Here is a 26,061-nt window from a genome sequence, read left to right on the forward strand (position 1 = left end):
ACCGCTTGCATCGGCTATTGCTTTGTGCTATAGTATCCAAAGTAGTATACAACATATCGTCCCCTTTTCCGGGGCGCTGCGCGCGGGGAGGAATCGAAATTCACATGACAGAATCCGTCTCATCCAAGCCGGTCTTTACCCGGCAGCAGCTGATTGCCCTGCTCCTGCCTCTGGTGGCGGAACAGGCCCTCAGCGTCACCATCGGTCTGGCCGACACCCTGATGGTTTCCTCGGTGGGCGAAGCCGCCGTGTCGGGCGTCAGTCTGGTGGACACCTTCAACACCCTGATGATCCAGATTATGACCGCGCTGGCCACCGGCGGCGCGGTGGTCACCAGCCAGTACATCGGCCACCGGGAACCCAAAAACGCCAAGAACACCGCCGGCCAGATCATTCTGGTGATGGTGGCCTTCAGCTGTGCGGTGGCCCTGGTGGTGGTGTTTGGCCGCCACATGATTCTGCGGGGCATCTTCGGCGCCATCGACGACGACGTCATGGCCTTCGCCGAGACCTATTTCCTGCTGTCGGCACTGAGCTATCCCTTCATCGGCCTGTACAACGCCGGAGCGGCGCTGTTCCGGGCCCAGGGCAACAGCAAAATCAGCATGCTGTCCAGCCTGGTGATGAACGTGCTGAACATCGGCGGCAACGCCCTGTTTATCTTCGGGTTCAAGTGGGCGGTGTTCGGCGCGGCCCTGGCCTCCCTGCTGTCCCGCATCATCGCCTGTACGGCAGTGATCTTCCTGCTGCAGCGGCCCACCAGCATGCTGCGGGTGGACAGCATCCAGAACCTGCGCCCCGACCGCAAATTGATCCGCCGGATTCTGGTCATCGGCATCCCCAACGCCATCGAAAACGGCATGTTTCAGGTGGGCAAGCTGGCGGTGTCCAGCCTGACCAGCACCCTGGGCACAGCGGCCATCGCCGCCAACGCCGTGGCCAACAATACCACCACCCTGTTGAACATTCCCGCCAACGCGGTGGGCATGGGCGCCCTGACGGTGCTGGGCCAGTGCCTGGGCGCCGGCGAAAAGAAGCAGGCCAAGCGGTACGGCGGCCTGATGATGGGTCTGGCCTATGCGGGCGCCTGGATCATGAACCTGACCGCCTTCTTCTTCGGCAACCGGTTTATGCTCCAGTTCTTCAATCTCTCCCCCGAGGCCAGCGCCATCGCCCTGGAAGTCATGATGTGGTTCAACATCATCTCCCTGTTCATCTGGCCCTCCAGCTTCACTCTGCCCAACATCCTCCGTGCTGCCGGCGACGCCCGCTACACCATGGTGGTGAGCATCGCCTCCATGTGGCTGTTCCGGGTGGGCCTGTGCTACCTGCTGGTGGGACATTTCGGCGGCGGGCTGCTGGCCATCTGGACCGGCATGTTTGTGGACTGGGGCTGCCGCTCTTTGTTCTTTGTCATCCGCTTTATCAGCGGCAAATGGATGGAAAACTCGGTCATCTGATTTCGCCTATACTTCAAGGCCGCTGCGGGCTTCCGCGGCGGCCTTTTTCATTGACAAGAGGCCGGGCCATCTCCTACAATAGAGAAAAGCGTTCTCACCCCGAAAGGAGGCCCCGCCATGCAAAAACCATCCGCTCCTTCTCCCCGCCTGCGCCGGACCCTCTGGGCCGGCCTGCTGGTTCTTGTTTTGGGCCTGGCCCTGTTCTGGTGGCTTCGGGTGGACCTGCGGACTTCCCTGGCCCGGTCGGACGGGGCATGGGTCCGCACCGAGACCTACAGCAGCATCCGGGAGCCCGAAATCACCACCGCCGAGCTGGTTCTGGAGGACCCCGCCTACCGGGCTCTGGTGGATCTCCTTGCCGCCCAGAGTTACCGAAAAGTTCTCCTCCCGCAGAACCCCTCCCACGACCTGACCGGCGGGGCCAATGTCACCTTTCTCACCCTCGACTTCACCGCCGGCGGCGTCCGGACCTTCAGCCTCACCCTGACCTCCGACGGCACTCTCCAGGCCGACGGGGTCGTTCTGGACACCTGGCCCGGCCAGCCCGACGGGCAGGCCCTCTTTGAACAGGCCATGGCCATCCTGCAATCCTGAACCCAACCAAAAAGCCGCCGCGGACTTCCGCGGCGGCTTTTTTCATCATTGTTCCACGTGGAACAAAACATCACAGAACAAATGCAAAAATCAGAACAGGCCCGGCTCCAGGCAGACGTCCTGTTTGGGCACTTTGGCCCAGTCAAAACCGTCCAGCAGGCTTTCGGGGGTACGGGGGGCCGGCTCGGGCTGCAGGCCGTAGAGGTAGACCAGCTTGCCGATGATTTCGGGGGCGGTGTAGCGGCTGCGGAGGTTTTCCAGGCTCTGGTCCCCGTCCCGCTTGGAGAGGCGGCGGCCGTCCACATCCAGCAGCAGCGGACAATGGGCAAAGGCCGGAGGCGTCAGCCCCAGCAGCCGGTAGAGGTAAATCTGGCGGGCGGTGGAGGACAGCAGATCCGCTCCCCGGACCACCTGGGTGACCCCCATCCGGGCGTCATCCACCACCACCGCCAGCTGATAGGCAAAGACGCCGTCGGCCCGCCGGAGATAAAAGTCCCCGCAGCCGGTGAGCAGATTTTCCCGGTGCTCCCCCATGCACAGGTCGGTGAAGGTCACTTCCTCATCGGGAACCTTCACCCGCCAGGCGGGGGCCTTGGTGCGGCTCTTTTCGGCAATCTGGGCGGGGGTCAAATTCCGGCAGGTGCCGGGATACACCACGTTCCCGTCCGAGGTGTGGGGCGCGCTGGCGGCGTGGAGCTGGGCCCGGGAGCAAAAGCAGGGATACACCAGCCCCATCTCCTCCAGCTTGTGATAGCTCTCCAGATAGATGGGTGCGCATTCGCTCTGATAGTAGGGGCCGTTGGGGCCACCGTCCGAGCCGCCCTCATCCCACACCAGGCCCAGCCACCGGAGATCCTCCTCCAGCTGGTCGGCATAGACCCGGGGGCAGCGGGCCGCGTCCAGGTCCTCAATCCGCAGGACAACCCGCCCGCCCTGGCTCTTGGCGGACAGCCAGGCCAGCAGGCTGCAGGCCAGATTTCCCAGATGCAGCCGCCCGCTGGGGCTGGGGGCAAACCGCCCGACCGGGCCGCTCACAGGCCCAGCTTCCAAACCCCGTCGGCGGGCTGGAAGATCGGGGTGTTATAAAAGACGGTGCAGGCCTTGACCATGGCGGTCACGTCGTCGCAGCTGGCGGTTTCCACGGCCGAGTGCATGGCCAGCTGGGCCAGGCCGATGTCCACCATGGGAATGGCAATCTGATGGCCCAGCAGGTTGCCCAGGGTGGAGCCGCCCCGGACGTCCGCCCGGTTGGCGAAGATCTGGACCGCCGCGCCGGCCTTTTCACAGATCCGCTGGAAGGCGGCAGCGGTCAGACCGCTGGTGGTGTAGGTCTGGCTGGCGTTGTACTTGAGCAGGATGCCGCCGCCCAGACGGACCGGGTTGCGGGGATCGCTCTTTTCGGGGTGGTTGGGATGGGTGGCGTGGCCGTTGTCGGCGCTCAGCAGCAGGCTGTTGGTCCGGGCCCGGACGCTCTCCTCCCGGGTAACCCCCATGGCCTCCTCGATGCGGGCCATGGTGTCGGCCATCAGGGTGCCCTGGGCGCCCTGACGGGAAGACGAGCCCACTTCCTCATTGTCGAACATGCACCAGATGTCGGCCCGGCCTTCCTCGCGGCCCTCGCCGGCCAGAAAGCCGCAGAGGGTGGTGTAGGCGCACTCCAGGTCGTCGATGCGGCCGGACATGAACAGCTCATTGTCCACGCCCACCCGCTCGGCCTTCTGGCGGATGCAGAGCACCAGATCGTGGGCCAGGATATCCTCTGCGCTGACCCCGGCCTCGGCGGCCAGAATCTCCATCAGGGAACGGCTGTTTTCCAGGCCGCAGATAGGCTGCAGGTCCACCTGGTAGTTCCAGTTTTTGCCGGTGTTGGCTTCCCGGTCAAAGTGGATGCAGAGATTGGGAATGCACAGCAGCGCCCGGTCGGGAGCCACCAGGCGGGTTTCCACGCCGTCGGCGGTCTTGACCAGCAGGCGGCCCGCCACGCTCAGGGGCCGGTCCAGCCAGGTAGAGGCGATCATCCCGCCGTAACCCTCGGTCTCGGCCTTCAGGTAGCCGCCCTCCTTGATGTCGGGCACCTTGATCCGCCAGGTGGGCGAATCGCTGTGGCTGGCGGTGGCGTGCCAGCCGGTCAGCTTGCCCTGCGGCATGCGCCAGGCCAGCACGGCGGTGCCGTTGCGGGTGGTGTAGTAGCGGCCGCCCTCTTTCAGCTGCCATGCCTGGCCCTCGGGGCAGAGGGTGTAGCCCTCCTTCTCCAGAATTTCACAGGCCGCGGCAGCCGAGTGGAAGGGGCTGACGCTCTTGTCCAGAAACGCAAACAGCCCGTCCAGCAGGGACTGCTGGTCCCGGTAGAGTTCCTTGTTTTTCATGTTGGTTCCTCCAAAAGGGAGAGGCCGGGGAATTCCTTCCTCTCCGGTATGTTATCTAAGGTATTCCGATTATAGCGCGTTTGGCATCACCGGTCAACCGTCACACCCTTCCCCCATTCAAAAGGCCGCAGAACGCAGCCCCCACGGGGCGCATCCTGCGGCCAAAAGAGATCCTTGTTTTTCAGGGTGAAAGGGCGCTCACGCCCAGCAGCTCCTCCAGCTGCCGGCGGGCCTGCACGGCATCGAAGCCGAACACAATCTGTACTTCCTTGCTCTGGAAGATCAGGCCCTCGGGGGCCAGGGCCCGCAGCTGGTCCTCGTCCAGCAGGCTGGTGTCTTTCACCCAGACCCGCAGACGGGTGATGCAGTTGTCCACCCGAGCAATGTTGTCCCGGCCGCCCAGGGCGGCCAGCAGTTTCTGATACGGGAACCGGCCTTTTTCCTCTTTCGGCGCAGCGGGGACCTGTTCTTCCCGGCCGGGGGTGCGGATATCGAAACGGCGGATCAGGAAGGTAAACACCCCGAAGTACACCAGAATTTCCGCCGCCGCCAGCAGGTACAGGACCGGGTAATGGGTCCGTTCCACGCCGGCGGACAGGTTCATGGCCAGCGAGGAAAACAGGCCGCTGGTAAAGCCGGTGACGCCGCAGACGTCCAGCAGCACCATAAAGACGCCGGCAATGACGCCATGGGCCAGCCAGAGGACCGGCGACAAAAAGCAGAACAGAAAATCAATGGGTTCGGTGACCGAGGCCAGGGAAGCCGTCAGGAGCAGCGGCGCCAGCACCGCGGCGGTGCGGCGGCGGTTTTCGGGGCGGGCGCAGAAGATAAAGGCGCCCACAATCCCGAAATATCCAAAGGTCTTGGTGAAGCCCACATACATCCAGCGGATGCCGTCCGAGAAGGGCATCCCCATGGCGTATTCCGCCATCAGGACGGGGTACGCGCCGGCATAGACCCGTTCCCCCACCGTCAGCGTGCCGCCCAGGGAGCTGAACTGAAAGGGCATATACACCAGATGATGGAGGCCGGTGGGAATCAGAATCCGTTCCAGAAAGCCATACAGAAACAGGCCGGTATCCCCTGCCGCCGCAATCCAGCCGGTGAGGCCGTCCACGGCGTTTTGGATCGGGGGCCAGACAAAGCAGGACGCCAGGCCCAGCGCCGCCGCGGCACCGCCGATGCACAGGAACGACCACCGCACCCCGCCATAGATGCGCAGCGGCGTGGGACGGAAGGTCTTACCGCAGGTGCGGTTATAAATCCAGCCGGTCAGGAAGCCCAGCAGAATCCCGCCGGTGACCCCCATATCCACCGTCTGGATGCCCAGTACCACGGCTTGTCCGGTGCCGTACAGGCCCAGGTTGGGGTCTGCGGCAGCCAGCTGGCCCAGCTGTTCCAGGGTGGTATGGCCTGCGGTCAAGAAAATCAAATACGAAAGCAGGGCAATCATGGCGGCCTGCTGTTTATCCTTCCGGGCCAGGAAGGAAGCAATCCCAACGCAGAACACCACGCTGAGATTCTGCACAATCACCATCATGGCATCGTAGGCCAGATTGCCCACGAAGGCCAACGGTTCCCATTTCAAGATGGGGATAAAGGTTCCCAGTCCGGCCGAGGCCAGCAAGGCGCCCACGGCCAGAACCACGCCCGCCACCGGCAGGTAACCCAGAGCCGACAGCATCGCCGTTGAGAATTCCTCCAGCGTGCACAGCATCCGCTCTTTTGGCTTCATCCCTGCATCGCTCCTTTTCTCACAGTTTCCCGCGGGCGCCGGGCCCGGATTCTGCCTTGCAGAGCCCTGCTTTTTGCAGGCCGGGACAGCGTTTTCCCCCGCTATGAGCTCATTATACAAACCCCTCCAACCCTTGTCAATCGCCAACAAGTTGCATAAAGTGCAATATATTTGCACTTTATTCTCCTTCCGCTTTCCGCTTTTTCGAGAAAAAGCTTGGCAAAAAGCTTTACTGGGTACCATACAGTTTCCGGGTCTCCCAAAGTTCCGCGGAGCCGTTACGCTTAGGCTCGCTCGCTACGTTTGTGCCTGCGGCACGGTACGATGCAAACCCCGACATGGCCTGTTTATCCCAAGTTTCAGCGGCGTTCTGTACCGGTATGCCCCCAAAATTGATCAAAGACAAAATCCTCACTCCGTTTGGGGCGGGGATTTGTGCTTTACGGGCTTTTCTGTGGATCACGAATTAAGTCTGGAAAAGTTTGTATCGTACCGTGCCGCAGGCAACGGCAGCGACCACACCCGGTGGATGAAACAGGGAGCAGGGGCCGCGGTCTGAATTTTCAAGCATCATGCTTGATGCGCAGAAAATTCAGGGCACCGCAAGATGGAGCTTTTCTGCGGGTCAGAAAATCAGGCTATGAGGTAGTTTGCATCGTACCGTGCCGCAGGCACAAACGTAACAAAAGAGCCGGAGCGTAAAGGCCCCGCGGAACCGTCGGAGACCCGGAAACTTAATGGTACCCAGTGAAAGTCTTTTGCCTACTTTTCTTCCAGAAAAGTAGGGCAGAAAAGTAGGGCCGTTGACAAGGAGAAGCAGGGACAGTATACTGATAATAGAATCCGAGTGATGATAAAAGGACTGCCGCCTCAGGGCGCAAAAAGGAGGTCTTTTTGATATGAAACACAGTCATTTGTTCCGCACCTGCGCTGCAGGATGCTGCGGAATTTTCCTTCTCTCGCTGGTACTGGCAGGCTGTACCCCGTCTGCCAGCAGCAGCTCGTCCTCTTCTTCCTCCCAGGCTCTGAGCGAGGCTCCCACCTCCCAGGCAGTGCCTTCCGGCGAGGATGACACGGCCCCCGCGCCCGTGGTGGACGGCAGCGAAAACGGCTTCAACGGCATCAGCGATCCCGCCGACGCCTTCGCCGGCAGCCTGGGCTGGGGCCCCGGCACCGCAGGCACCTCTCTGAAATCGGTGGCCGCCGCCGCATCCATGATGGAATGGGCCGACGAGAACGCCGCCGCCAACCGCAGCAGCGATGCGCTGAACGACAGCCTGTCCCAGTGGTTTGATTCGCTGGAACAGGTGGACCAGGAGAACTTCGCCGAGGCCTGGCCCCTGATTGAGGAATCCGCCCAGCGGATTCTGGACGACCCCAAGGCCGTTCAGGGCGAACTGTCCGACGCCGGCGTCCAGGAGACGCCCTCCTGCTCCGAGGAAGACTGGTCCGCAGTGGCGGGCGTCCTCAACGCCATCGTCCCCGCACCCCAGCAGTAAAACCGGAAATCAAAAGGCCGCAGCCTTCCACAGGCTGCGGCCTTTGTTGTTGAAAAGTCAGGTGCGCAGGATCAAATTTTCTTCAGGACGTAAGCCCGCTGGCCCAGACCGATCTTTTCGGCCTGCTCCAGGGTTGCCTTCCACTCGATGTTGGGGTTGGAATCCTTGAAGTTGTCGTGGTAGCAGTTCCAGCCGGGACGGGCCAGGTTCTGGCCCAGCTGGCTGTTGGCAATGGGAGTTGCCGCCAGGCAGGCGTCGGCGCAGGCCTGATCCAGAGCCACCGGGTCAAAGGATGCGAACATGCCGATATCCGGCAGGATGGGTGCGTCGTTCTCGCCGTGGCAGTCGCAGTTGGGGCTGATGTCCTGCACCAGGCTGATGTGGAAGCAGGGACGGCCGGCGCAGACGGCGGCGGCGTATTCGGCCATCTTGCGGTCCAGATCCTCGTTGGCGCTGCTGTCCTTGGAATAGACGGCGTCAAAGCTGCATGCGCCGATGCAGCGGCCGCAGCCCTTGCACAGATCGTAGTCGATGACGGCCTTGTTCTCTGCATCGTAGTGGATGGCGTCCGAGCCGCACTCCTTGGCGCAGCGGTGGCAGCCGCGGCACAGTTCCCGCTGGACCGCCGGAGCGCCCGAAGAATGCTGTTCCATCTTGCCGGCGCGGCTGCCGCAGCCCATGCCGATGTTCTTGATGGCGCCGCCGAAGCCGGTGGACTCATGGCCCTTGAAGTGGGTCAGGCTGATGAAGATATCGGCGTCCATGATGGCGCGGCCGATCTTGGCGGTCTTGCAGAACTCGCCGTTGGGCACCGGGACTTCCACCTCGTCGGTGCCCCGCAGGCCGTCGCCGATCAGCACCTGGCAGCCGGTGGTCATGGGCCAGAAGCCATTCATCTGGGCGCAGGTCAGGTGCTCCAGGGCGTTCTTGCGGCTGCCCGGATACAGGGTGTTGCAGTCGGTCAGGAAGGGCATGCCGCCCTGTTCCTTGCACAGGTCGGCCACCACCTTGGCGTAATTGGGCCGCAGAAAAGCCAGGTTGCCCAGCTCGCCAAAGTGCATCTTGATGGCCACAAAGCGGCCGTCCATCTCAATGTTGCGGATGCCCGCCGCCAGGCACAGGCGGCGGAGTTTCTCGGTCAGGCTGGTGCCCACCGGGCACCGGAAATCAGTATAGTATACAGCAGAACCTTCCATGTTGTTTGTCCTCCTTTGGGGCCGGGCGGGCAGCCCGCCCAAGATTCTCTCTTATGGGAAAGTATACCACAAACCCGCAGGTCAGGAAAGACAAACCGGGGATTCTCTGCCCGCTCAGCCGAAGGCGCTGACGGCGGCCACCGCCAGCACCACCACGCCCAGCGCGATGCGGTAGACGCCAAAGAACTTGAAGTCATGGCTCTTGACGTAGGACATCAGGAACCGGATGGCCACCATACTCACCACAAAGGCGGACAGGCAGCCGGTGACCATGATGGCGATTTCGGTGCTGGTCATGGTCTGGCCTTCCAGCACAAACTTCACCACCTTGAGCAGGGATGCGCCGGCCATCACCGGGATGGCCAGATAGAAGGTGAACTCAGCCACCGCAGCCCGGGACAGGCCCAGCAGCAGGCCGCCCACGATGGTGGCGCCGCTGCGGGAGGTGCCGGGGATGATGGCCAGGGTCTGCCACAGGCCGATGATGAGGGCCTCGCGGTAGCTGATCTGATCCAGGCGGGTGACCCGGGCGGCTGCGCCGCGGTTTTCCACCAGGATGAACAGGACGCCGTACAGAATCAGCATGGCGGCCACCGTGATATAATTATAGAACTTGGCCTCCATCCAGTCGTCCAGCGGGCTGATGACCAGCACCGGCAGGGTGGCCACCACCACCTTGAACCACAGGCTCCAGACCGGGGCCTTGGAGGTAATGCGGCCATGGCGCAGGCCAAAGGGCCACAGTTTGCCCCAGAACAGGACCACCACCGCCAGAATGGCGCCCAGCTGGATCACCACCCGGAACATGGACATAAACGCATCGCTGGCGTCAAACTGGATCAGCTGTTCCACCAGAATCATATGTCCCGTGGACGAGATGGGCAGCCATTCGGTGACGCCCTCCACGATGCCCATCAGCAGGGCCTTGATGATTTCAATCAACATAGAAATTTCCTCCCTGTGCGCCATCACACGCGCACGTTCTCACATTGATTCTTTCAGTATACCATACTATGAGCCTGCCTGCACCCCTAACCCCCTACTTTTCTGGAAGAAAATTCGGGCTTTCCTGCGTCTTAAAGCCAAAGCGGGGCTGCCGGCGGTCCTGCTTTTGTTCTGCGGGGCGGATGGTTTTGGTCCCCGGTTTTTGCGAAAAAGAAGGGTTCCGGCCGGTTTTCCCTTCCATCGTTGACGCTCCCAGCCAATCCGGATATAATAGGGGCGGAACGCAGGACGGCCCGCCGGGCCGCAACGTTCCGTTATAAAAGCATCACACATTCCCTTTTGTAGCGTCAGAAAGGAGGCCGCGCCATGGAACAGCTCTTCGATCTCGCTGGCTCTGCGTCTACACCTACCCCTCGAGGCAGGGCGGTCCTCTGTGTCTGGGCGGCGCTGCCCGGCCTGATTGCAGCGCCCTTCCTGTTCTGGCAGGGGCTGGGATGGGGCTTTGGTTTCTGCGCTTTGTGGTGTGGGGTGGTGTTCGGGGTGTGGGTCCGGTCCTGCAGCCTGGTGGCCACTTTGGATGATTGTACCCTGACCCTCTACATGGGGGTAGCCTTCCCGGTGGAGCGGGTCATCCCCCGAAACAGCATCACCTCCACCCTGATTTTCCGCACCCCGCTGCTGCGGCTGGCGGGGGCCTGTGTCCTGGTGATCTTCACCCCCGGCATGTGGGCCATTCTGCCCGGCATCCCCCTGCAGGAGGCCGACGCCATCGGGGAAGCCCTGCTGGCCGGCGGGGAGGACGTCCTATGACCGGCACCGGGCCGCGGCGCTATCACCCCTTCTTTGCCCTGCGCTTTCTGCGCCACACCCTCCTGCTCTATCTGGTGCCCCTGGTACAGGTTTTCTTTGCCCAGGAATGGGAGGTCCTCCGGACGGCGCTGGCGCAGGATCTGGTCCTGTTCTGCCTGCTGGCTCTGGTGAGCTATGTGATGCTGCGGGCCTCCAGCTGGGAGCTGGATCAGGACGGGGTGCTTCGCCTGCACTGGAATCTGATTTTTTCCTTTGAGCGGACCATCCAGGCCAGCCAGCTGGCCGCCATCCAGATGGAACGGCCGGTGATCTACCGGCTGGGCGGAGCCAGCCGGGTGACCCTTTACCCCACCCTTTTGCCCAAAAACCAGGCGGTGACCCTCTGCCTCACCCGCAAAGACGCCCAGATGCTGGCCGACCGTTTGATGCCTGCCCCCGCCGAGGAATACTATCATCCCGCCGGCGGCGAGCGGCTGGCCCTGGCCCTGCTGGGCGCCAACAGCCTGTCCACCCTGTTTCTGGTCTGGGTGGCCCTGCGGCAGGGAGACAACGCCGCCGAGGAGATTGCGCTGGAACAGCTGGATCACGCTGTGACCTGGGCGGCCCACTGGCTGCCCGCCGGCCTGGCCTGGGCCCTGACCCTCTGGACGGTTCTCTTTGGCCTGAGCCTGCTGCGCAGTTTCAGCCATACCGTCCGATACGCGGTCTGGCGGGGCAGCGGGGTGCTGGCCAGCCGGGGCGGGCTCCTGCTGCGGGTGGAACGCCGGTTCCGGATGGACCAGCTCACCTGTGCCGAGGTGCGGCTGTCCCCTGTGGCGCGGCTGCTGCGGTGCTATCCCGTCTATCTCACCGCCGGATGCTACAACGCCGACGATCCCCTCTTTGTCTACCGGGCCGGCCAGGAAGAACTGGTGCGGCGGCTTCTGCCCAGCTTCCGGCTGCCCCCCAACCGGCGGGCCTCGCTGGCTCAGGTGCGGGGCCGCAGCCTGGCCCTGATTGCCCCTGCCGGCGGCTGTCTGGGGTTCTGTGTGCTGCTGCTTCTGGTGGCCTCCTGGGCTCTGCCTGCCGCCGTCCCGCTGCTGGCTCTGCCGGCCGCAGGCTGCGGGCTCTGGTTCCTGTTCCAGGTGGAGGGAATGTTCCGGGAGGGAGCCTGGCCCACCGACGGCCGTCTCACCTTTCTGCGGCAGCGCCGGATGTCCCTGCACTGTGTCTGCATCTTTTCTCCGGTGGTGTGCCTCCGCATCTCCCAGACGCCCTGGGCGGTGGTGCGGGGCCGCGCCAACCTCACCTTTGCTTATCCCGGCCGCTTCCATGAGCGGGTGCGCAGCATCCCGCTGGCCGACGCCCGTGCCTGTGCGGCCTTTTTTGAAAGGAAGGATTTTTCATGATTAATACCATCCTCTTTGACCTGGACGGCACCCTGCTGAACACCATCGACGACCTGGCCGATGCCGGAAACTGGGTCTGCGAACAAAACCACTGGCCCACCTTCACGGTGGAGCAGTACAAGCACATGGTGGGCAACGGCATCCCCAAACTGGTGGAGCGGTTCTCCCCGGAGGACTGCCGCACACCCCAGCAGCTGGCCGCCACCCTGGCCCAGTTCACCGCCCGGTACGATGCCCACAAGGAGGACAAAACCGCCCCCTATCCCGGCATCCCCCAGCTGCTGGCCGCCCTCAAGGCGGAAGGCATCCGCACCGCTGTCTTTTCCAACAAGGCGGACACCCTCTGCGGCGGCATCATCGACCACTACTTTGGGCACGATGTCTTTCTGGCGGTGCGGGGCAGCCGCCCCGGCGTGCCGGTCAAGCCCGACCCCACCGGGGTCTACAGCCTGATGGAACAGCTGGGCGCAGCCAAAGCCTCCACCCTCTTTGTGGGTGACAGCAACGTGGACATCGCCACCGGCCACAATGCCGGTCTGGTGACCCTGGGCGCCGTCTGGGGCTTCCGCGGGGCCGAAGAACTGCAGGCCGCCGGCGCGGATGTGCTGGTGTATAAACCGGAGGAAATTCTGGATTATCTGCACCAGACCAACCAGTAACCCTACATAGAACGCAAAAAGCACCCCGGCTGTCCAAGCTGAGGTGCTTTTGTTTGTGGGATGCGGGGTACAAGATGGACGCGGGCGGAGATGTCCCACATGGCCGTATGACCTGTACGGGAATACCCGCGGGCCGCCCTGTTCCAGCGCCGGCCTCCCTGTTTCGTCCACCGGACGCGGTCGGCGGCGCTGTCTCGTACGGCTATATGACCCGTACGGGAATACCCGCGGGCTAAAATTGATCCACTGGATCAATTTTGCGGCCTGCGGGCCGCCGCCCTGTTCGATTCCACGTACGGCTAGCATAAAAAAGCTCCCCAGCCTAAGCTGGGGAGCTTTTTATATGACCCGTACGGGAATCGAACCCATGTTACAGCCGTGAAAGGGCCGTGTCTTAACCGCTTGACCAACGGGCCTTAGAAACACAGAGCTTCGCTAAAATCTCCGACATCCTCGTCCACTATTGCAGACGACGTCCCCCTTATTTTAGCGAAACTCTGTAAATGGTAGCGGTAACTGGATTTGAACCGGTGACACTTCGGGTATGAACCGAATGCTCTAGCCAACTGAGCTATACCGCCATATTCATCTTTGCGCTCCCGCGGAACGCTCCATTATTATAACCAATCCTTCGCAATTTGTCAACAGGTATTTTGAAAAAAGTACACTTTTTTCCCACAAGTCCTGACAGGCCGCCGTTTCTCCCTTTAGCATGGCCCATCCGGCGCGGTTTTATACCGGCCGGCTGCCCCTCCAAGCCAGTCCCTTCCCCCGCCCCGGGGCCACGATCCCAGCTTTTCCCATCCGGCCGGCGTGACCGGCCCAGCAAAAAAACCGCCCCCGGTCCCGCTGTGGGGCCGAGGGCGGCTGAAAACGCTTTCTAAGGTTTTGCGGGGGTGATTACTTGTGGTTGGGGACCATCACCTCAAGGCCGCCCATGTAGGGCTGCAGGACCTTGGGAATGGTGACCGAGCCGTCGGCCTGGAGATGGTTCTCCAGGAAGGCGATCAGCATACGGGGAGGAGCCACGCAGGTGTTGTTCAGGGTGTGGGCCAGGTAGCTCTTGCCGTCGGCGCCCTTGACGCGGATGTGCAGGCGGCGGGCCTGGGCGTCGCCCAGGTTGGAGCAGCTGCACACCTCGAAGTACTTCTGCTGGCGGGGGCTCCATGCCTCGATGTCGCAGCTCTTGACCTTCAGGTCGGCCAGGTCGCCCGAGCAGCAGACCAGCTGACGGACGGGAATCTCCATGTTCTGGAACAGCTCCACCGAGTAGCGCCACAGCTTCTCATACCAGTCGTTGCTCTCCTCAGGACGGCAGACCACGATCATCTCCTGCTTCTCGAACTGGTGGATGCGGTAGATGCCGCGCTCCTCGATGCCGTGGGCGCCCTTCTCCTTGCGGAAGCAGGGGCTGTAGCTGGTGAGGGTCAGGGGCAGCTTGGCCTCATCGATGGTCTGGTCAATGAACCGGCCGATCATGGTGTGCTCGGAGGTACCGATCAGGTACAGGTCCTCGCCCTCGATCTTGTACATCATGGCATCCATCTCGGGGAAGGACATGACGCCCTGCACCACGTTGCCGTGCATCATGAAGGGAGGAATCACATAGGTGAAGCCCTTGCTGATCATGAAGTCGCGGGCGTAGGCCAGAACGGCTTCGTGCAGCCGGGCGATGTTGCCCAGCAGGTAGTAGAAGCCGTTGCCGGCCACACGGCCGGCGGCGTCCATATCGATGCCGTCAAAGCTCTCCATGATCTCGGTGTGGTACGGGATGGGGAAATCCGGCACCACCGGCTCGCCGAACCGCTGCGCCTCCACGTTGTGGGTGTCATCGGGGCCGATGGGCACGCTGGGGTCGATCATGTTGGGGATGGTGTACATGATCTCCTGGATGCGGGCGGCCATCTGGTCCTTCTCGGTGTCCAGGGCAGCCAGCTGCTCGGCGTCGGCCTTGACGGCGGCGTTGTTGGCGTCGATCTGGGCCTGCAGCTCCGCCTTCTTGGCCTCGTCGGTGCACTTCTTCAGCTGACCGAACAGGGGGCCGTTGGCCTTGCTCAGCTTGTTCCGCTGGGCCTTCAGGTTCTCGGCTTCCTGCAGGCACTTGCGGTACTTGCCGTCCAGCTCGATGACCTCGTCCACCAGGGGCAGCTTCGCATCCTGGAACTTCTTGCGGATGTTCTCTTTGACTGCGTCCGGATTCTCACGGACAAATTTGATGTCAAGCATTTCGATTTCTCCTTTATATCACTCAGGCTTCCCACAAAAACAATCGCACCGGAGCGCCGGGGTTTTACACCCCGCTCCCCTGCTGTTCGTAATGGCCCAGCAGGTTGGCAAACGCCCGCAGCTGATCGTCCGAGTAGAAATGTACCGTCAGGCTTCCTCTGCCGTCCTTATAGGCCACCGACACCTCATTGCCCAGGGTCTGGCGGAGGCTCTCCTCCACTTCCACCGGCAGGGCCGGACGGGGCGCCGGTTCCGGGGCCGCCGCCTCTTTGGCCTCCTTGGCCAGACGGCGGCACAGTTCCTCGGCCTGGCGGACGTTCAGGTTGTGCTCTGCAATGAGCTGGGCCGCCTGAACCTGCAGCTCGGGGCTGGGCAGGCCCAGAATGGCCTTGGCGTGGCCCGCCGTCAGCTTGCCGGCTTTCAAAAGTTCCAGGGCCTCCGGGGGCAGATTCAGCAGGCGCAGGCTGTTGGCCAGAGCGCTGCGGCTCTTGCCCAGCCGGCGGGCTGCCTGTTCCTGGGTCAGCTCACACCGGTCCATCAGTTCCCGGATGCCGCAGGCCTCTTCGATGGGGTCCAGGTCCTCCCGCTGGAGGTTCTCGATCAGGGCCAGCTCCATGGCCTCCTGATCCGACACGTCCAGGATGATGACCGGCACCTCGGTCAGGCCCGCCAGCCGGCAGGCACGCCACCGGCGCTCGCCCGCCACAATCCGGTACCCGCCCATGGACTGGGGCCGCACCGCAATGGGCTGCAGCAGGCCATGCTGGCTGATGCTGTCGGCCAGCTCGGACAGGCTCTCCTCCGGGAAGGTTTTGCGGGGCTGGCCGGGGTCCGGCTCAATCTCCCGCAGGGGGACGGTGCGCACCCCGCCGTCTGATTCCAGGCTGGGGGCTGCGTCCTCAAACAGACTCTCCAATCCGCGGCCCAGGCCGCCTCTTCCTCTTGGCATCTGTCACCCTCCCCTCTCAAGCCGTTTCCGGCTTGGCTGCTTTGGCGCGACGGCGGCGGGGCTGGGGGTCCCGCGGGCGGTTGCGCTTGACGAATTCAATGGCCAAATCCATATAGGCCTCGCTGCCCTTGCCCTTGGGTTCGTAGTAGTTGATGGGCTGGCCGTAGCTGGGGGCCTCCGAAATGCGGATGGCCCGGGGAATGGTGGTCTGGTAGACCTTGTCCCCGAAATACTTCTGGACCTGTTCCACCACCTGCAGGGTCAGGTTGTACCGGCCCGCGTACATGGTGAACACCACGCCCTCAATGTCCAGGTAGTTGTTGTACTTGCGGCGAACGGTCTTGAGGGTGCTGATCAGCTCGCTCAGACCTTCCAGGGCGTAGTACTCGCACTGGATGGGAATCAGGACGCTGTCGCAGGCGCACAGGCCGTTGAGGGTCAGCAGGTCCAGGCTGGGGGGGCAGTCGATGAAGATGAAGTCATAGTCCTGCTGGATGGGAGCCAGGGCCTTGCGCAGGCGGCTCTCCCGGTTGGGCAGATCGATGAGCTCCAGGGCGGCGCCCGCCAGACGGGTGTTGGAGGGCAGCACGTCGGCCCGGAAGGATGTCTTGCGGATGGCGTCCCTGGGCTCGGCGTCGCCGATCAGCAGCTCATAGGTGCCGGTCTCGACGCTCCGCTTGGAGATGCCGTAGCCGGTGGTGGCGTTGCCCTGGGGGTCCAGGTCCACAATCAGGACCTTCTTGCCCAGGGCGGCCACGCAGGCCGAAAGATTGACGGCGGTGGTGGTCTTGCCCACACCGCCCTTCTGATTTGCCACTGCTATGATCTTACCCACGAACCGGAATCCTCCCTCTCATGCAATGTTCCACGTGGAACATTTCTCAGTCTTGTTACGCACTCTATTATAATCCATTCGCAGGGGAACGTCAAATGATTCACGCCGGGAATGGGGCAAAAACCGGTAAAATTTGGGTCTGAAAAAGGCCCCCGGTTTCGGCGGGGGCCTTCTCTGCCCTTTTCAGCGGCCCAGCCGGCAGGCGGCGTGGTCCTTCTCCCATCCGTCCACCAGGACGTCGGCCTCCTCGGGATGGCGCTCAAACCAGTCCCGGGCATAGGAACAGGTGACGCGGGCCCTGCGGCCGGTGGACCGCAAAGCGTCGGCGGCCCGCTTGACCAGCTGGCCGGCCACCCCCTGTCCCCGCAGGGACGGGTCCACCCAGGTGTGGTCAATGACCACCGTCTCCGGCCCGCAGTCCGGGAAGGTAATCTCCCCCAGAACCTGGTCCTTCTCCACCGCTGTAATCCGGTTGCTGATCACTCTGTATTCCATTTGTCCAGCCTCCCTGTTTCTTCTATTTCCCGCACAAGGTAGAAGGACCGGCGGCCCTCCTCCTCAAACGTTTCCTGGATGGCGAAGCCGTTCTTTTCCAGCACCCGCACCGAGGCGGGGTTGTCGGCGTACACAAAAGCCCCCACCCGTTTCAGGCCGAACCGGGGCCCGGCATCGGCCAGGAACTGTTCCAGCGCCCGGCTGGCCACCCCCTGCCCCCAGCGGTCCTTTTCAAAGATGCAATAGCTGACCATGGCGTCGGGGTCGGGCTCGGCGTGGATGCAGTAACACCAGATATCCCCCACATAGACGCCGTCGGCCCAGACCGTCCGGCCATAGCTGTCCGCGCCGGGAGCCAGGGACCGGCGGTAGTCCTCCAGGGCCTGCTCCACCGTCTGGCTGCGCTGGGGAATCCGGGCCTGAATCTCCGGGTCCCGGGTGCGGGCAAAGTAGATGCGGACCTCCTGTTGGGTCCGGGGACGCAGTTCCAGTTCCATGGGTGATCCCCTCCTTTTCCTCCATGATACCAGACCCGCGCCCGCCGCGCAAGATGTTCCACGTGGAACCTTTTCCCACAAAAAGGCCCCCGCCCCAGACCGGAGGGCGGTCTGTGCGGGGGCCCTGAAATGGGAACCGGTTTGCGGGCCGGAGGCCTGTCCACGCCGCCCGGCCGGCGCAGGAGCGGACCGGCCGTCCGGCCCATCCCCCGCCCTGCGGCGGGGCTTGTCCGGCGGCGGAGCCGGGGGGCTTGTCCGGGTTTATTTGCCGGGACCGGGGCCGGTGGGAATCCGGACGGTGTACTCGATGTAGCCGTCCCCCTCCTCCCGTCGGGCGGTGGCGGGGACGCCGTTGTCGGTCATCAGCCGGATGGCGTGGTCGATGGTGTTGACAAAGATCCGCACGTCCCGCACCATGGGCAGGCGGCGTGGTTTCTGGGCGGGGGTGTCGGTCTCCTGCAGCAGCTGTTCCACATAGCGGTCGGCGGCCCGGGCATTCATCCGGCGGCGGCTGATGGTGATGAGGGCCTCGCTTCGGCGGTTCTCGGGCAGCCGCAGCACCGCCCGGGCGTGGCGCTCGGTGAGGTGATTTTCCAGGATGAACTGCTGCTGGTCGGCGGTGAGCTGAAGCAGCCGCAGTTTGTTGGCCAGGGTGGGCTGGGCCATCCCCAGCCGCTTGGCGGCCTCGGCCTGGGTGCAGCCCCAGAGGGCCAGCACGTCCTGCAGGCCCCGGGCCTGCTCAAAGGGGTTCAGGTCGGCCCGCTGGATGTTTTCCAACAGGCTCAGGGCGGCGGTCTGGTCGTCCTGATAGTCCCGCAGGATGGCGGGCACCCGGTCCATGCCGGCCAGCTTGCAGGCCCGCAGCCGCCGCTCCCCTGCGATCAGCTCGTACCGGTCGGGGCCCAGGCGGCGGACCGTCACCGGCTGCAGCAGCCCATTCTCCCGGATGCTGGCCGCCAGCCCCGCCAGCTCCTCCTGGTCAAAGACGCGGCGGGCCTGATACGGCGAGGGCTCGATCTGCTCCACCGGCAGCGCCACCACCTTCCCCACCGGTTTTCTGCGGTCAAACACGGCTTGTCCTCCTTCCCGTGAAGTCCCATCCCGGGCGCAAACAAAAAGCGCCCCCGTGGGAAACTCTTCCAGTTCAAGAGTACCACAGAAGCGCTGCGCTTTCCAGAAAAATCGTTCGCCGCCGTTCGAGGCGAGCTGAGATATTCCGCCTTATTTCAGGGGCGCTTTCGCAATTTTTCCGCCGTTTCTGGGATATACGGTCGGAGTCTGCGAAATTTTTTCCACCAGCACCAGGCTGCGGGCGTCCCCGCCCGGAAGATGGAAGGCCCGGGTCTCCCGGTACTTGCCTCCCAGCTTGCGGATGGCCCCCTGGGCGGCCTCCAGCTCCTCGGCAGCGGAGGCCCCCTTCATGGCCAGGAAGTGTCCCCCCACCTTGGCCAGGGGCAGGCAGTATTCGGCCAGCACCGGCAGGGCGGCCACCGCCCGGGCCGACACCAGGTCGAACTGTTCCCGCCAGCTCTTGCGGGCGGCCTCCTCGGCCCGCTCCTTGGCAAAGCTGACCCCCGTCAGACCCAGGGTCTCGCAGGCGTACCGGAGGAAGTCCACCCGCTTGCCGGTGGGCTCCATCAGGGTCAGGTCCAGGTGGGGCTTGTAGATCTTGGTGACGATGCCGGGGAACCCGGCCCCCGCCCCCACGTCCACCATCTTCCCCGCCACCTCGGGCTGGCAGGCAAACAGCAGGCTGTCCAGGAAGTGCTTGTCCTCGATGCCCTCGGGGTCGGTGATGGCGGTCAGGTTGACCTTCTGGTTGTAGCTCACCAGCAGCTCGGCGTACTGGTCCAGCTGGTCCAGCTGGGTGCCGGTGAGGGCGATGTTCCACGTGGAACACTTTTCCGCAAGGCGGTTTTTATCAATCATGGGAGGCCTCCTTCTTCTGGGCCGCAGCCAGCGCGATGCTCAGCTGGGCAAGGTCGGACGGGGACACGCCGGGGATGCGCCCCGCCTGTCCCAGGCTGCGGGGCCGGATCTTGTTGAGCTTTTCCCGGGCTTCCAGGGTCAGGCCGGTGAGGCCCTCGTACTGGAAGCCGGCCGGGATGAGAGTCTTTTCCCGCCGAGCCATGTCCCGGATCATCCGGTCCTGGCGGGCAATGTAGCCGGCGTACTTGATCTCGGTTTCGATCCGCTCGGCCAGCATGGGGGTAACCCCCTCCCCCCAGCCGATGACCTGGGCCATTAGGCTGTAGTTGATTTCGGGACGGCGGAGCAGTTCATCCGCCAGACCGCCCTGCTGGGCGGGGGTCAGGCCGGCAGCCTCCATGGCCGCCTGGAGGGGCGCGGTCTTGACGTGGGTTTCGTGGAGGCGGGCCCGCTCGGCTTCCAGCACCCGCCGGGTTTCCTCGTACCGGGCCCACCGCTCATCCGACACCAGGCCGTATTCCCGGCCGATGGGGGTCAGGCGGGTGTCGGCGTTGTCCTGCCGGAGGGTCAGCCGGTATTCGCTGCGGCTGGTCATCATCCGGTAGGGGTCCATGACCCCCTTGGTCACCAGGTCGTCCACCAGGGTGCCCAAGTAACTGGTCTGACGGGGCAGCACCAGCTGTTCTTTTCCCAGGGCGCGGCGGGCGGCGTTGAGGCCGGCCAGCAGGCCCTGGGCCGCCGCCTCCTCATAACCGGAGGTGCCGTTGAACTGGCCCGCGCCGTAGAGGCCTTCCACCTGCCGGCTCTCCAGCGTGGGGGCCAGGCTGGTGGGGTCCACGCAGTCGTATTCGATGGCGTAGGCCGGGCGGAGAATCTCCAGATGCTCAAACCCCACAATGCTGTGGTAGAAGGCGTTCTGCACATCCTCCGGCAGGCTGCTGGACGCACCCTGCAGATACATTTCCTCGGTGTTCTCTCCGCAGGGTTCCACAAAGATGGGGTGCCGGTCTTTGCCGGCAAACCGCACCACCTTGTCCTCAATGGAGGGGCAGTAGCGGGGCCCTACTCCCTCGATCATGCCGCCGTACAGGGGGCTGCGCTGGATATTGTCCAGGATGATTTTATGGGTCTCGGGGTTGGTGTAGGCAATGTAGCAGTCCACCAGATTGCGGACCGGCTGGGTGGTCATGAAGCTGAAAGGCTGCAGGGTTTCCTCCGGGTCGCCGGGCTGGCGCTCCAGCTTGTCGAAGTCGATGCTGCGGCGATGGACCCGGGCGGGGGTGCCGGTCTTGAACCGGCGCAGGGGCAGCCCTGCCGCCCGCAGGCTCTCGGTGAGGGCGTTGGAGGCGTGCATCCCGTCGGGGCCCGAGGCGTACCAGGCATCTCCCACAAAGATCTTTCCGCCCAGGTTGGTGCCGGTGGCAATCACCACGCACTTGGCGCCGTACTCTCCGTTCAGCTGGGTGACCACTCCTTTCACCTGGCCGTTCTCAATCTGGATGGACACCACCTCGGCCTGATAAATGGCCAGGCCGGGGGTCAGTTCCAGAGCGTGCTTCATCCAGGCGTTGTACTTCTTGCGGTCGGTCTGGACCCGCAGGGCGTGGACCGCGGGGCCCTTGCCCCGGTTGAGCATCCGGCTCTGAAGGGCGGTGGCATCCGCCGCCAATCCCATCAGGCCGCCCAGAGCGTCCACCTCCCGCACCAGGGTGCCCTTGGCGGTGCCGCCGATGCTGGGGTTGCAGGGCATATTCCCCACCGCGTCCAGGCTCATGGTAAAGACGGCGGTGCGGGCGCCCAACACCGCCGCCGCGTGGGCCGCCTCAATGCCGGCATGGCCCGCGCCAATCACAATCACATCATAGTCTCCAAGATGGTTCATAGAGTTCCTTTCCATTTGAGGGGATGGCTCCGGTTCGGTCCCCTCCCCTGCGCCGGTTACTTGCCCACACAGAATTTCTCAAATACCTGGTCGATGACCGCCTCGGTGGCGTTCTCACCAGTGAGGGCGTAGAGGGCGTCCAGAGCGTCGTCCACACAGACCGACACCGCGTCCAGGCCAAAGCCGGTGGCCAGAGCGTCCAGTGCGCCGTTGACGCCGTCCCGGGCCCGAAGGGCCGCCGACAGCTGCCGCTGGCCCGAGAGGCTGGCGGCGTGGGGGTCGATGCGGCCGGTGCCCAGCAGCCGGGCCACCGCCGCGGCGATGACCTTCCTGGCCCCTTCCTCTTTGCAGCAAACCGGGATCACCATAGCGAAATAGGGGGCGATCACCTCGGCGTCAAACTGGATGGGCAGGTCCTCCTTGTTGATGAGGGCAATGGCCCGGCACTCGGCACAGCGGCGGGCCAGGTCCAGATCCTCTTTGGCCAGGGGGGACGAGCCGTCAAACACCGCCAGAACCAAACCCGCCTCGGCCAGCTTGGCCCAGCTGCGGCGGACGCCTTCGGCCTCCACCGGGTCGTCGGTTTCCCGCAGACCGGCGGTGTCGAACAGGTTGAGCCGGATCTCTCCCAGCTGGACCGCCTGCTCCACCACGTCCCGGGTGGTGCCGGCGATGGGGGTGACGATGGCCCGGTCAAAGCCGGCCAACAAATTCAGGAGGGTGGATTTGCCGGCGTTGGGGCGGCCCACAATGGCGCAGTCCACCCCTTCCCGCAGCACCGTGGCGGCGTTGTAATTTTCAATCAGTTCATCCAGCCCGGCCTTCACCTCTTCCAGGGAAGCGCGCAGGGTATCGGTCTCCAGGGCGGGGACGTCCTCCTCGGGGAAATCCACCCATGCGGTCAGGTGAGCCTGCAAATCGGTGAGGATCTGCTGCTGGGCGGAAATCTTCCGGGCCAGGGCGCCGTCCCGGGCCGCGTTGGCCAGAGCTGCGCCCTGCCGCCCGCCGGCCGAAATCAAGTCCATCACCGCCTCGGCCTGGGTGAGGCTGAGTTTGCCGTTCAAAAGGGCGCGGCGGGTATACTCGCCCGGACCGGCCGGGACAGCACCTGCGGCCAGGCAGGCTTCCACCAGGCGCCGGGCCACGGCGTCGCCGCCATGACAGGACAGTTCCACCACGTCCTCTCCGGTATAGCTGCGGGGAGACCGGTAAAAGAGGGCGACCCCGTCGTCAAAGGTTTCTCCCCCGTGGACAAAGGTTCCATACAGGGCGGTATAGCCCTTGGCGTCGGCCACCCGTTTGCGGGAGTCGGCGGGGCGAAATACTTTCTCCGCCACCGCATAGCTTTCGGGGCCGGACAGGCGGACCACCGCAATACCGCCCTGGCCGGGGGGCGTAGCGATGGCCGCAATGGTACTGTTTTCCATCATGGGGTGTCCCTCCTTTGGTGTTGTGTGTATTGTACCACGTTTGGACAAAAAATGAAATACAGCCGGCGGGCGGCACATTTTCCACCGGTTTCTCTTTTCCTGTGGAAAAACATTCCCTCTTTCGCGTTTTCCAAACTGTATATTTTCTTCAAAAGATACACCTTCAAAACCATCCCTGCATCATTTTGCCTTCTCTGGATGGCTATTTTCAATTTTTTGTCCTTCCATCGCGATACTTTTTCGAGAAAAAGTAGGCAAAAAGCTTTTCACTGGGTACCATCCAGTTTCTGGATCTCCGACAGCTCCACGAAACCGTTCCGCTCCGGCTCGTTCCCAGCGTTTGTCCCTCTTGCGCTTAGCCGATTTTTGCGGCGTGCCAAGAATGGCGCTTGCAAAAACCGGAGCGCGGCGCCAACGGAAGCTCCCTGCTTCATCCACCGGATGCGGTCGCTTCCGTTGCCTGCGGCACGGTACGATGCAAACTACGACATAATCTAGAAAATGCCCAAACAGCTTTTCAATGTGTACCATCCAGTTTCCGGGTCCCCGACAGCTCCACGGAGCCGTTCCGCTCCGGCTCGTTCCCGGCGTTTGTGCCTGCGGCACGGTACGATGCAAACTACAACATAATCTAGAAAATGCCCAAACAACTTTTCAATGGATACCATCCAGTTTCCGGGTCTCCGACAGCTCCACGAAGCCGTTCCGTTCCGGCTCGTTCCCGGCGTTTGTCCCTCTTGCGCTTAGCCGATTTTTGCGGCGTGCCAAGAATGGCGCTTGCAAAAACCGGAGCGCGGCTCCGGGTTGCGGTACCCTGCTTTTGCTTCGGGTGTCGTCGCGCCCTTGCAAAAGACAGACCGCTGCCCCTGCTCCGCCTCGGCTGTTTCTGCCGCAGGCAGCGCCTCGGCTGCGCAGCCAACGACAGCTCCCTGTTTCATCCACCGGATGCGGTCGGTGTGTTTGCCCCCGCCCTGCCGCGGAAATCTGCGGGCCGGTTTTCCACAAAGATTCCCTGTTCTGTGGAGAATCCGAGACCCTTTTGAAAAAGGCTCATCCCTCCCCTTTCAGCTGCACATCCGATACCCCCAAAGCCGATGGACTATCAGACACATAGCCCCTGTCAAACAAAATTTCCCCGCCCCCAAAGGAGCGAGGAAATTTCTCTGTTATAGGTGCCGCAATGCGCGGTTATAGCAAAACAGATGGGGGCAGCTTTTCCCCGGGATCGGCCGAGCCTTGCAAAAAGAGGAAATCAGGGTATACCAACACTTTGCATCGTACCCGGGCGCAGGTCCGGGTTGCCGTTGCCCAAATTTTCTGCGCTGGACGCGGTCCGCTTGAAAATTTGGATGGCTGTCCTCTTGCGCTTAGCCAATTTTCCCGGCGGGCGGCAGTGCGCCCTTGTGAAAATTGGAGCGCTGCGCCAAGCACAGCTCCCTGTTTCGTTCACAGGACGCGGTCGCTGTGTTTGCATACCGCGCCGCAGGCGCAAACGCCGGAAGCGAGCCGGAGCGTAACGGCCCTGTGGAAGTTCCGGAGACCCGGAAACTTGATGGTACCCAGTGAAAAGCTTTTTGGGTATTTTCTAGATTATGTCGTAGTTTGCATCGTACCCGGGCGCAGGTCCGGGTTGCCGTTGCCCAAATTTTCTGCGCCGGACGCGGTCCGCTTGAAAATTTGGACGGCTGTCCTCTTGCGCTTAGCCAATTTTCCCGGCGGGCGGCAGTGCGCCCTTGTGAAAATTGGAGCGCTGCGCCAAGCACACCTCGCTGCATCGTCCGCTGGACGCGCTTCGGTGTGCTTGCCCCAACTCCGGCTCGGCTGTTTCTGCCGCAGGCAGCGCCTCGCCTACGTTGCCAAACATAACGTAAGCGCGGCAAAGTCTGCAACCCTCTGTCACCCTATAAAGAGCGGCCAGAGTGTATGGTACCCAGTAAAGTTCTTTTTGCCTACTTTTTCTTTCAAGAAAAAGTAGGGAGGTTAGAGTTCGATTTTGCCGAAGTCCAGGTCGGCGAAATCGTCGACGCGCTGGCTGCGCTTGGGCGCAACGGGTGCGGCGTCGGCAGCGTCCACCGCCACATAGGTGCGGTCAGGCACGCTGGAAGGACGGGGCCCGCGATTGCCGCCCGAACGGGAACGGCTGCCGTTGCCGCGGCCCGAACGATCGTTGCGGCCGCGGCCGTTCCGGTCATTGGGCCGGCGATCCCCACGCCCGCCGCGGCTGCGGCGCTCGCTGGCCTCGGTCTGGGCGCCGGGCTCGGTGGAATAGATCACCACATGGCGGTCCTTGCCCTCGCCCTTGCTCTCGCTGCGCAGGCCTTCCATCTGGCTGATGGCCGAGTGGATGATCCGGCGCTCATAGGGATTCATGGGTTCCATCGAGAAGCTGCGTCCGCTGCGGCGCACCTTCTGGCCAATCTTCTGGGCCAGAGCAGTCAGGTCGTTCTCACGCTTGCCGCGGTAGCCGGCCACATCCAGACCCAGCTTGATGTAATCGCCTTCCAGGCGGTTGGCCACCAGGCTGGCCAGATAGGACAGGCTCTCCATGGTCTCGCCGCGGCGGCCGATGAGCGCACCCATCTTGTCGCCGTCCAGGCGGATGATGGTGGCCTCACCCTTCTGCAGGGCGCTGAAGGTCACATTCTCCACGCCCATCAGGGCCACGATCTCTTTCAGATAATCCACCGCGGCTTTCACCTTGGCGTTGGACTCAATATCAATGGGCACCGGGGTCTCGTCCACCGGCGCGGGAGTGGCAGTCACAGCGGCCTTGGGCTCTGCCTTGGTCTCCTCCTTGGCGGGAGCGGGCTTCTTGGCAGGCTTGGCAGCGGGCTCGGTCTTTTCCACAGGCTGTGCGGCCTGGGCAGGCTCGGCCTTCTCGGCGGGTTCAGCGGGCTGGGCGGGCTCCGCCTTTTCGGGCTTCTCCACCTTCACGGCAGCCTTCACCACCGGCTTTTCCACCGGAGCGGGGGTCGGGTCTTCCTCCTCGACCATGACCCGCACCCGGGCAGGAATCTTCTTCAGGCCCAGAAATCCGGTGCTCTGGGGCATTTCCAGAACTTCATAGCTGACGTTCAGGTCGTCTTCGTTGACACCCAGGGCGGCGCAGGCTGCGGCACGGGCTTCCTCCACCGTCTTGCCGGTGGCTTCCTTGGAACGGATCATT

23 protein-coding genes and 2 tRNA genes are annotated in these 26,061 nt (G+C 63.2%); 6 read left to right on the forward strand and 19 right to left on the reverse strand.

The features are described from left to right. Nucleotides 1-104 precede the first annotated feature (104 nt). Together B5F27_RS05670 and B5F27_RS05675 are read left to right on the forward strand one after the other, a co-directional pair. Nucleotides 105-1,460 (forward strand): MATE family efflux transporter, encoded by a 1,356-nt coding sequence (locus B5F27_RS05670; RefSeq protein WP_087365357.1) that lies wholly within the window; start codon nucleotides 105-107, stop codon nucleotides 1,458-1,460. 117 nt (nucleotides 1,461-1,577) lie between these two features. Continuing rightward, complete coding sequence (locus B5F27_RS05675; RefSeq protein ID WP_087365360.1) at nucleotides 1,578-2,054, forward strand: hypothetical protein; 477 nt, start codon at nucleotides 1,578-1,580, stop codon at nucleotides 2,052-2,054. A gap of 90 nt (nucleotides 2,055-2,144) precedes the next feature. On the opposite strand, the gene gluQRS is transcribed toward B5F27_RS05675, so the two are convergent. The 3 genes from gluQRS to B5F27_RS05690 all read right to left on the reverse strand — a co-directional run bounded on the left by gluQRS (nucleotide 2,145) and on the right by B5F27_RS05690 (nucleotide 6,155). Further along, entirely contained in the window at nucleotides 2,145-3,089 is a 945-nt protein-coding gene (gene gluQRS, locus B5F27_RS05680; RefSeq protein ID WP_087365362.1) for a tRNA glutamyl-Q(34) synthetase GluQRS, read from the reverse strand. After that, complete coding sequence (locus tag B5F27_RS05685; protein WP_087365364.1) at nucleotides 3,086-4,420, reverse strand: M18 family aminopeptidase; 1,335 nt, start codon at nucleotides 4,418-4,420, stop codon at nucleotides 3,086-3,088. Before B5F27_RS05685 ends, gluQRS begins: the two co-directional genes overlap by 4 nt. A gap of 181 nt (nucleotides 4,421-4,601) precedes the next feature. Continuing rightward, nucleotides 4,602-6,155, reverse strand: a complete 1,554-nt coding sequence (locus tag B5F27_RS05690; protein WP_087365366.1) for a PTS transporter subunit EIIC — start codon at nucleotides 6,153-6,155, stop codon at nucleotides 4,602-4,604. An 899-nt stretch (nucleotides 6,156-7,054) separates the two neighbouring features. On the opposite strand from B5F27_RS05690, the gene B5F27_RS05695 reads away from it, so the two are divergent. Continuing rightward, nucleotides 7,055-7,654 carry a hypothetical protein gene (locus B5F27_RS05695; protein ID WP_087365370.1) on the forward strand — a complete coding sequence of 200 codons (600 nt, stop codon included), beginning with the start codon at nucleotides 7,055-7,057 and terminating at the stop codon, nucleotides 7,652-7,654. 71 nt (nucleotides 7,655-7,725) lie between these two features. Here B5F27_RS05695 and B5F27_RS05700 read toward each other — a convergent pair whose 3' ends face one another. The 3 genes from B5F27_RS05700 to B5F27_RS16770 form a co-directional block, all read right to left on the reverse strand. Then, on the reverse strand, nucleotides 7,726-8,850 hold the full coding sequence (locus B5F27_RS05700) for a DUF362 domain-containing protein (protein ID WP_087246769.1): 1,125 nt from the start codon (nucleotides 8,848-8,850) through the stop codon (nucleotides 7,726-7,728). 114 nt (nucleotides 8,851-8,964) lie between these two features. Continuing rightward, a complete protein-coding gene (locus B5F27_RS05705; protein ID WP_087246771.1) occupies nucleotides 8,965-9,795 on the reverse strand; it encodes an undecaprenyl-diphosphate phosphatase in 831 nt (276 codons plus the stop codon). A 94-nt stretch (nucleotides 9,796-9,889) separates the two neighbouring features. Continuing rightward, the gene (locus B5F27_RS16770) at nucleotides 9,890-10,036 is read right to left on the reverse strand and encodes a hypothetical protein (protein ID WP_158098198.1); all 147 of its coding nucleotides are present in this window, start codon (nucleotides 10,034-10,036) and stop codon (nucleotides 9,890-9,892) included. 125 nt (nucleotides 10,037-10,161) lie between these two features. On the opposite strand from B5F27_RS16770, the gene B5F27_RS05710 reads away from it, so the two are divergent. Genes B5F27_RS05710 through B5F27_RS05720 form a run of 3 tightly spaced genes read left to right on the forward strand, consistent with a single transcriptional unit; the run spans nucleotide 10,162 to nucleotide 12,652 of the window. Continuing rightward, nucleotides 10,162-10,605 (forward strand): PH domain-containing protein, encoded by a 444-nt coding sequence (locus tag B5F27_RS05710; protein WP_087365372.1) that lies wholly within the window; start codon nucleotides 10,162-10,164, stop codon nucleotides 10,603-10,605. Next, nucleotides 10,602-11,993 carry a hypothetical protein gene (locus B5F27_RS16775; RefSeq protein WP_087365374.1) on the forward strand — a complete coding sequence of 464 codons (1,392 nt, stop codon included), beginning with the start codon at nucleotides 10,602-10,604 and terminating at the stop codon, nucleotides 11,991-11,993. Before B5F27_RS05710 ends, B5F27_RS16775 begins: the two co-directional genes overlap by 4 nt. Then, nucleotides 11,990-12,652: an HAD family hydrolase gene (locus tag B5F27_RS05720; RefSeq protein WP_087365378.1), complete on the forward strand. Its 663-nt coding sequence runs from the start codon at nucleotides 11,990-11,992 to the stop codon at nucleotides 12,650-12,652. The genes B5F27_RS16775 and B5F27_RS05720 overlap by 4 nt, the downstream gene beginning before the upstream one ends. Before the next feature lie 344 nt (nucleotides 12,653-12,996). On the opposite strand, the gene B5F27_RS05725 is transcribed toward B5F27_RS05720, so the two are convergent. The 13 genes from B5F27_RS05725 to jag form a co-directional block, all read right to left on the reverse strand. Further along, nucleotides 12,997-13,068 (reverse strand) — tRNA-Glu (locus tag B5F27_RS05725). 88 nt (nucleotides 13,069-13,156) lie between these two features. Further along, nucleotides 13,157-13,233: transfer RNA gene (locus B5F27_RS05730), tRNA-Met, on the reverse strand. Nucleotides 13,234-13,552: 319 nt separating this feature from the next. Then, the gene (gene serS, locus B5F27_RS05735; protein ID WP_087365380.1) at nucleotides 13,553-14,878 is read right to left on the reverse strand and encodes a serine--tRNA ligase; all 1,326 of its coding nucleotides are present in this window, start codon (nucleotides 14,876-14,878) and stop codon (nucleotides 13,553-13,555) included. Nucleotides 14,879-14,942: 64 nt separating this feature from the next. After that, on the reverse strand, nucleotides 14,943-15,827 hold the full coding sequence (locus B5F27_RS05740; RefSeq protein WP_087246780.1) for a ParB/RepB/Spo0J family partition protein: 885 nt from the start codon (nucleotides 15,825-15,827) through the stop codon (nucleotides 14,943-14,945). Nucleotides 15,828-15,843: 16 nt separating this feature from the next. Next, nucleotides 15,844-16,662: a ParA family protein gene (locus B5F27_RS05745; RefSeq protein WP_087246782.1), complete on the reverse strand. Its 819-nt coding sequence runs from the start codon at nucleotides 16,660-16,662 to the stop codon at nucleotides 15,844-15,846. Nucleotides 16,663-16,845: 183 nt separating this feature from the next. After that, on the reverse strand, nucleotides 16,846-17,157 hold the full coding sequence (locus B5F27_RS05750; RefSeq protein ID WP_087365383.1) for a GNAT family N-acetyltransferase: 312 nt from the start codon (nucleotides 17,155-17,157) through the stop codon (nucleotides 16,846-16,848). Continuing rightward, a complete protein-coding gene (locus B5F27_RS05755; RefSeq protein WP_087365385.1) occupies nucleotides 17,142-17,654 on the reverse strand; it encodes a GNAT family N-acetyltransferase in 513 nt (170 codons plus the stop codon). The genes B5F27_RS05750 and B5F27_RS05755 overlap by 16 nt, the downstream gene beginning before the upstream one ends. A gap of 261 nt (nucleotides 17,655-17,915) precedes the next feature. Beyond that, nucleotides 17,916-18,725, reverse strand: a complete 810-nt coding sequence (locus tag B5F27_RS05760) for a ParB/RepB/Spo0J family partition protein (RefSeq protein ID WP_087365387.1) — start codon at nucleotides 18,723-18,725, stop codon at nucleotides 17,916-17,918. Between the two features lie 150 nt (nucleotides 18,726-18,875). Next, nucleotides 18,876-19,583, reverse strand: coding sequence for a 16S rRNA (guanine(527)-N(7))-methyltransferase RsmG (rsmG, locus tag B5F27_RS05765; protein WP_087365389.1), 708 nt, complete (start codon nucleotides 19,581-19,583; stop codon nucleotides 18,876-18,878). Further along, on the reverse strand, nucleotides 19,576-21,465 hold the full coding sequence (gene mnmG / locus B5F27_RS05770) for a tRNA uridine-5-carboxymethylaminomethyl(34) synthesis enzyme MnmG (RefSeq protein ID WP_087365391.1): 1,890 nt from the start codon (nucleotides 21,463-21,465) through the stop codon (nucleotides 19,576-19,578). The genes rsmG and mnmG overlap by 8 nt, the downstream gene beginning before the upstream one ends. Nucleotides 21,466-21,521: 56 nt before the next feature. Further along, nucleotides 21,522-22,892 (reverse strand): tRNA uridine-5-carboxymethylaminomethyl(34) synthesis GTPase MnmE, encoded by a 1,371-nt coding sequence (gene mnmE, locus B5F27_RS05775; RefSeq protein WP_087365416.1) that lies wholly within the window; start codon nucleotides 22,890-22,892, stop codon nucleotides 21,522-21,524. Between the two features lie 183 nt (nucleotides 22,893-23,075). After that, nucleotides 23,076-23,426, reverse strand: coding sequence for a hypothetical protein (locus B5F27_RS16495; RefSeq protein ID WP_144066484.1), 351 nt, complete (start codon nucleotides 23,424-23,426; stop codon nucleotides 23,076-23,078). Nucleotides 23,427-24,875: 1,449 nt separating this feature from the next. Continuing rightward, nucleotides 24,876-26,060, reverse strand: coding sequence for an RNA-binding cell elongation regulator Jag/EloR (jag, locus tag B5F27_RS17400; RefSeq protein WP_087365395.1), 1,185 nt, complete (start codon nucleotides 26,058-26,060; stop codon nucleotides 24,876-24,878). Between the last annotated feature and the right edge of the window lies 1 nt (nucleotide 26,061).

Source organism: Faecalibacterium sp. An192 (assembly GCF_002160175.1).
Taxonomy (GTDB): Bacteria; Bacillota; Clostridia; order Oscillospirales; family Ruminococcaceae; genus Faecalibacterium.

Excerpts from the sequence above, each read along its gene's own strand:
- B5F27_RS05670 (WP_087365357.1), top strand. The coding sequence starts at position 105 with ATGACAGAATCCGTCTCATCCAAGCCGGTCTTTACCCGGCAGCAGCTG.
- B5F27_RS05675 (WP_087365360.1), top strand. The coding sequence starts at position 1,578 with ATGCAAAAACCATCCGCTCCTTCTCCCCGCCTGCGCCGGACCCTCTGG.
- B5F27_RS05685 (WP_087365364.1), bottom strand. The coding sequence starts at position 4,420 with ATGAAAAACAAGGAACTCTACCGGGACCAGCAGTCCCTGCTGGACGGG.
- B5F27_RS05690 (WP_087365366.1), bottom strand. The coding sequence starts at position 6,155 with ATGAAGCCAAAAGAGCGGATGCTGTGCACGCTGGAGGAATTCTCAACG.
- B5F27_RS05695 (WP_087365370.1), top strand. The coding sequence starts at position 7,055 with ATGAAACACAGTCATTTGTTCCGCACCTGCGCTGCAGGATGCTGCGGA.
- B5F27_RS05700 (WP_087246769.1), bottom strand. The coding sequence starts at position 8,850 with ATGGAAGGTTCTGCTGTATACTATACTGATTTCCGGTGCCCGGTGGGC.
- B5F27_RS05705 (WP_087246771.1), bottom strand. The coding sequence starts at position 9,795 with ATGTTGATTGAAATCATCAAGGCCCTGCTGATGGGCATCGTGGAGGGC.
- B5F27_RS16770 (WP_158098198.1), bottom strand. The coding sequence starts at position 10,036 with ATGGAAGGGAAAACCGGCCGGAACCCTTCTTTTTCGCAAAAACCGGGG.
- B5F27_RS05710 (WP_087365372.1), top strand. The coding sequence starts at position 10,162 with ATGGAACAGCTCTTCGATCTCGCTGGCTCTGCGTCTACACCTACCCCT.
- B5F27_RS16775 (WP_087365374.1), top strand. The coding sequence starts at position 10,602 with ATGACCGGCACCGGGCCGCGGCGCTATCACCCCTTCTTTGCCCTGCGC.
- B5F27_RS05720 (WP_087365378.1), top strand. The coding sequence starts at position 11,990 with ATGATTAATACCATCCTCTTTGACCTGGACGGCACCCTGCTGAACACC.
- serS (WP_087365380.1), bottom strand. The coding sequence starts at position 14,878 with ATGCTTGACATCAAATTTGTCCGTGAGAATCCGGACGCAGTCAAAGAG.
- B5F27_RS05740 (WP_087246780.1), bottom strand. The coding sequence starts at position 15,827 with ATGCCAAGAGGAAGAGGCGGCCTGGGCCGCGGATTGGAGAGTCTGTTT.
- B5F27_RS05750 (WP_087365383.1), bottom strand. The coding sequence starts at position 17,157 with ATGGAATACAGAGTGATCAGCAACCGGATTACAGCGGTGGAGAAGGAC.
- B5F27_RS05755 (WP_087365385.1), bottom strand. The coding sequence starts at position 17,654 with ATGGAACTGGAACTGCGTCCCCGGACCCAACAGGAGGTCCGCATCTAC.
- rsmG (WP_087365389.1), bottom strand. The coding sequence starts at position 19,583 with ATGATTGATAAAAACCGCCTTGCGGAAAAGTGTTCCACGTGGAACATC.
- mnmG (WP_087365391.1), bottom strand. The coding sequence starts at position 21,465 with ATGAACCATCTTGGAGACTATGATGTGATTGTGATTGGCGCGGGCCAT.
- mnmE (WP_087365416.1), bottom strand. The coding sequence starts at position 22,892 with ATGGAAAACAGTACCATTGCGGCCATCGCTACGCCCCCCGGCCAGGGC.
- B5F27_RS16495 (WP_144066484.1), bottom strand. The coding sequence starts at position 23,426 with ATGGTACACATTGAAAAGCTGTTTGGGCATTTTCTAGATTATGTCGTA.
- jag (WP_087365395.1), bottom strand. The coding sequence starts at position 26,060 with ATGATCCGTTCCAAGGAAGCCACCGGCAAGACGGTGGAGGAAGCCCGT.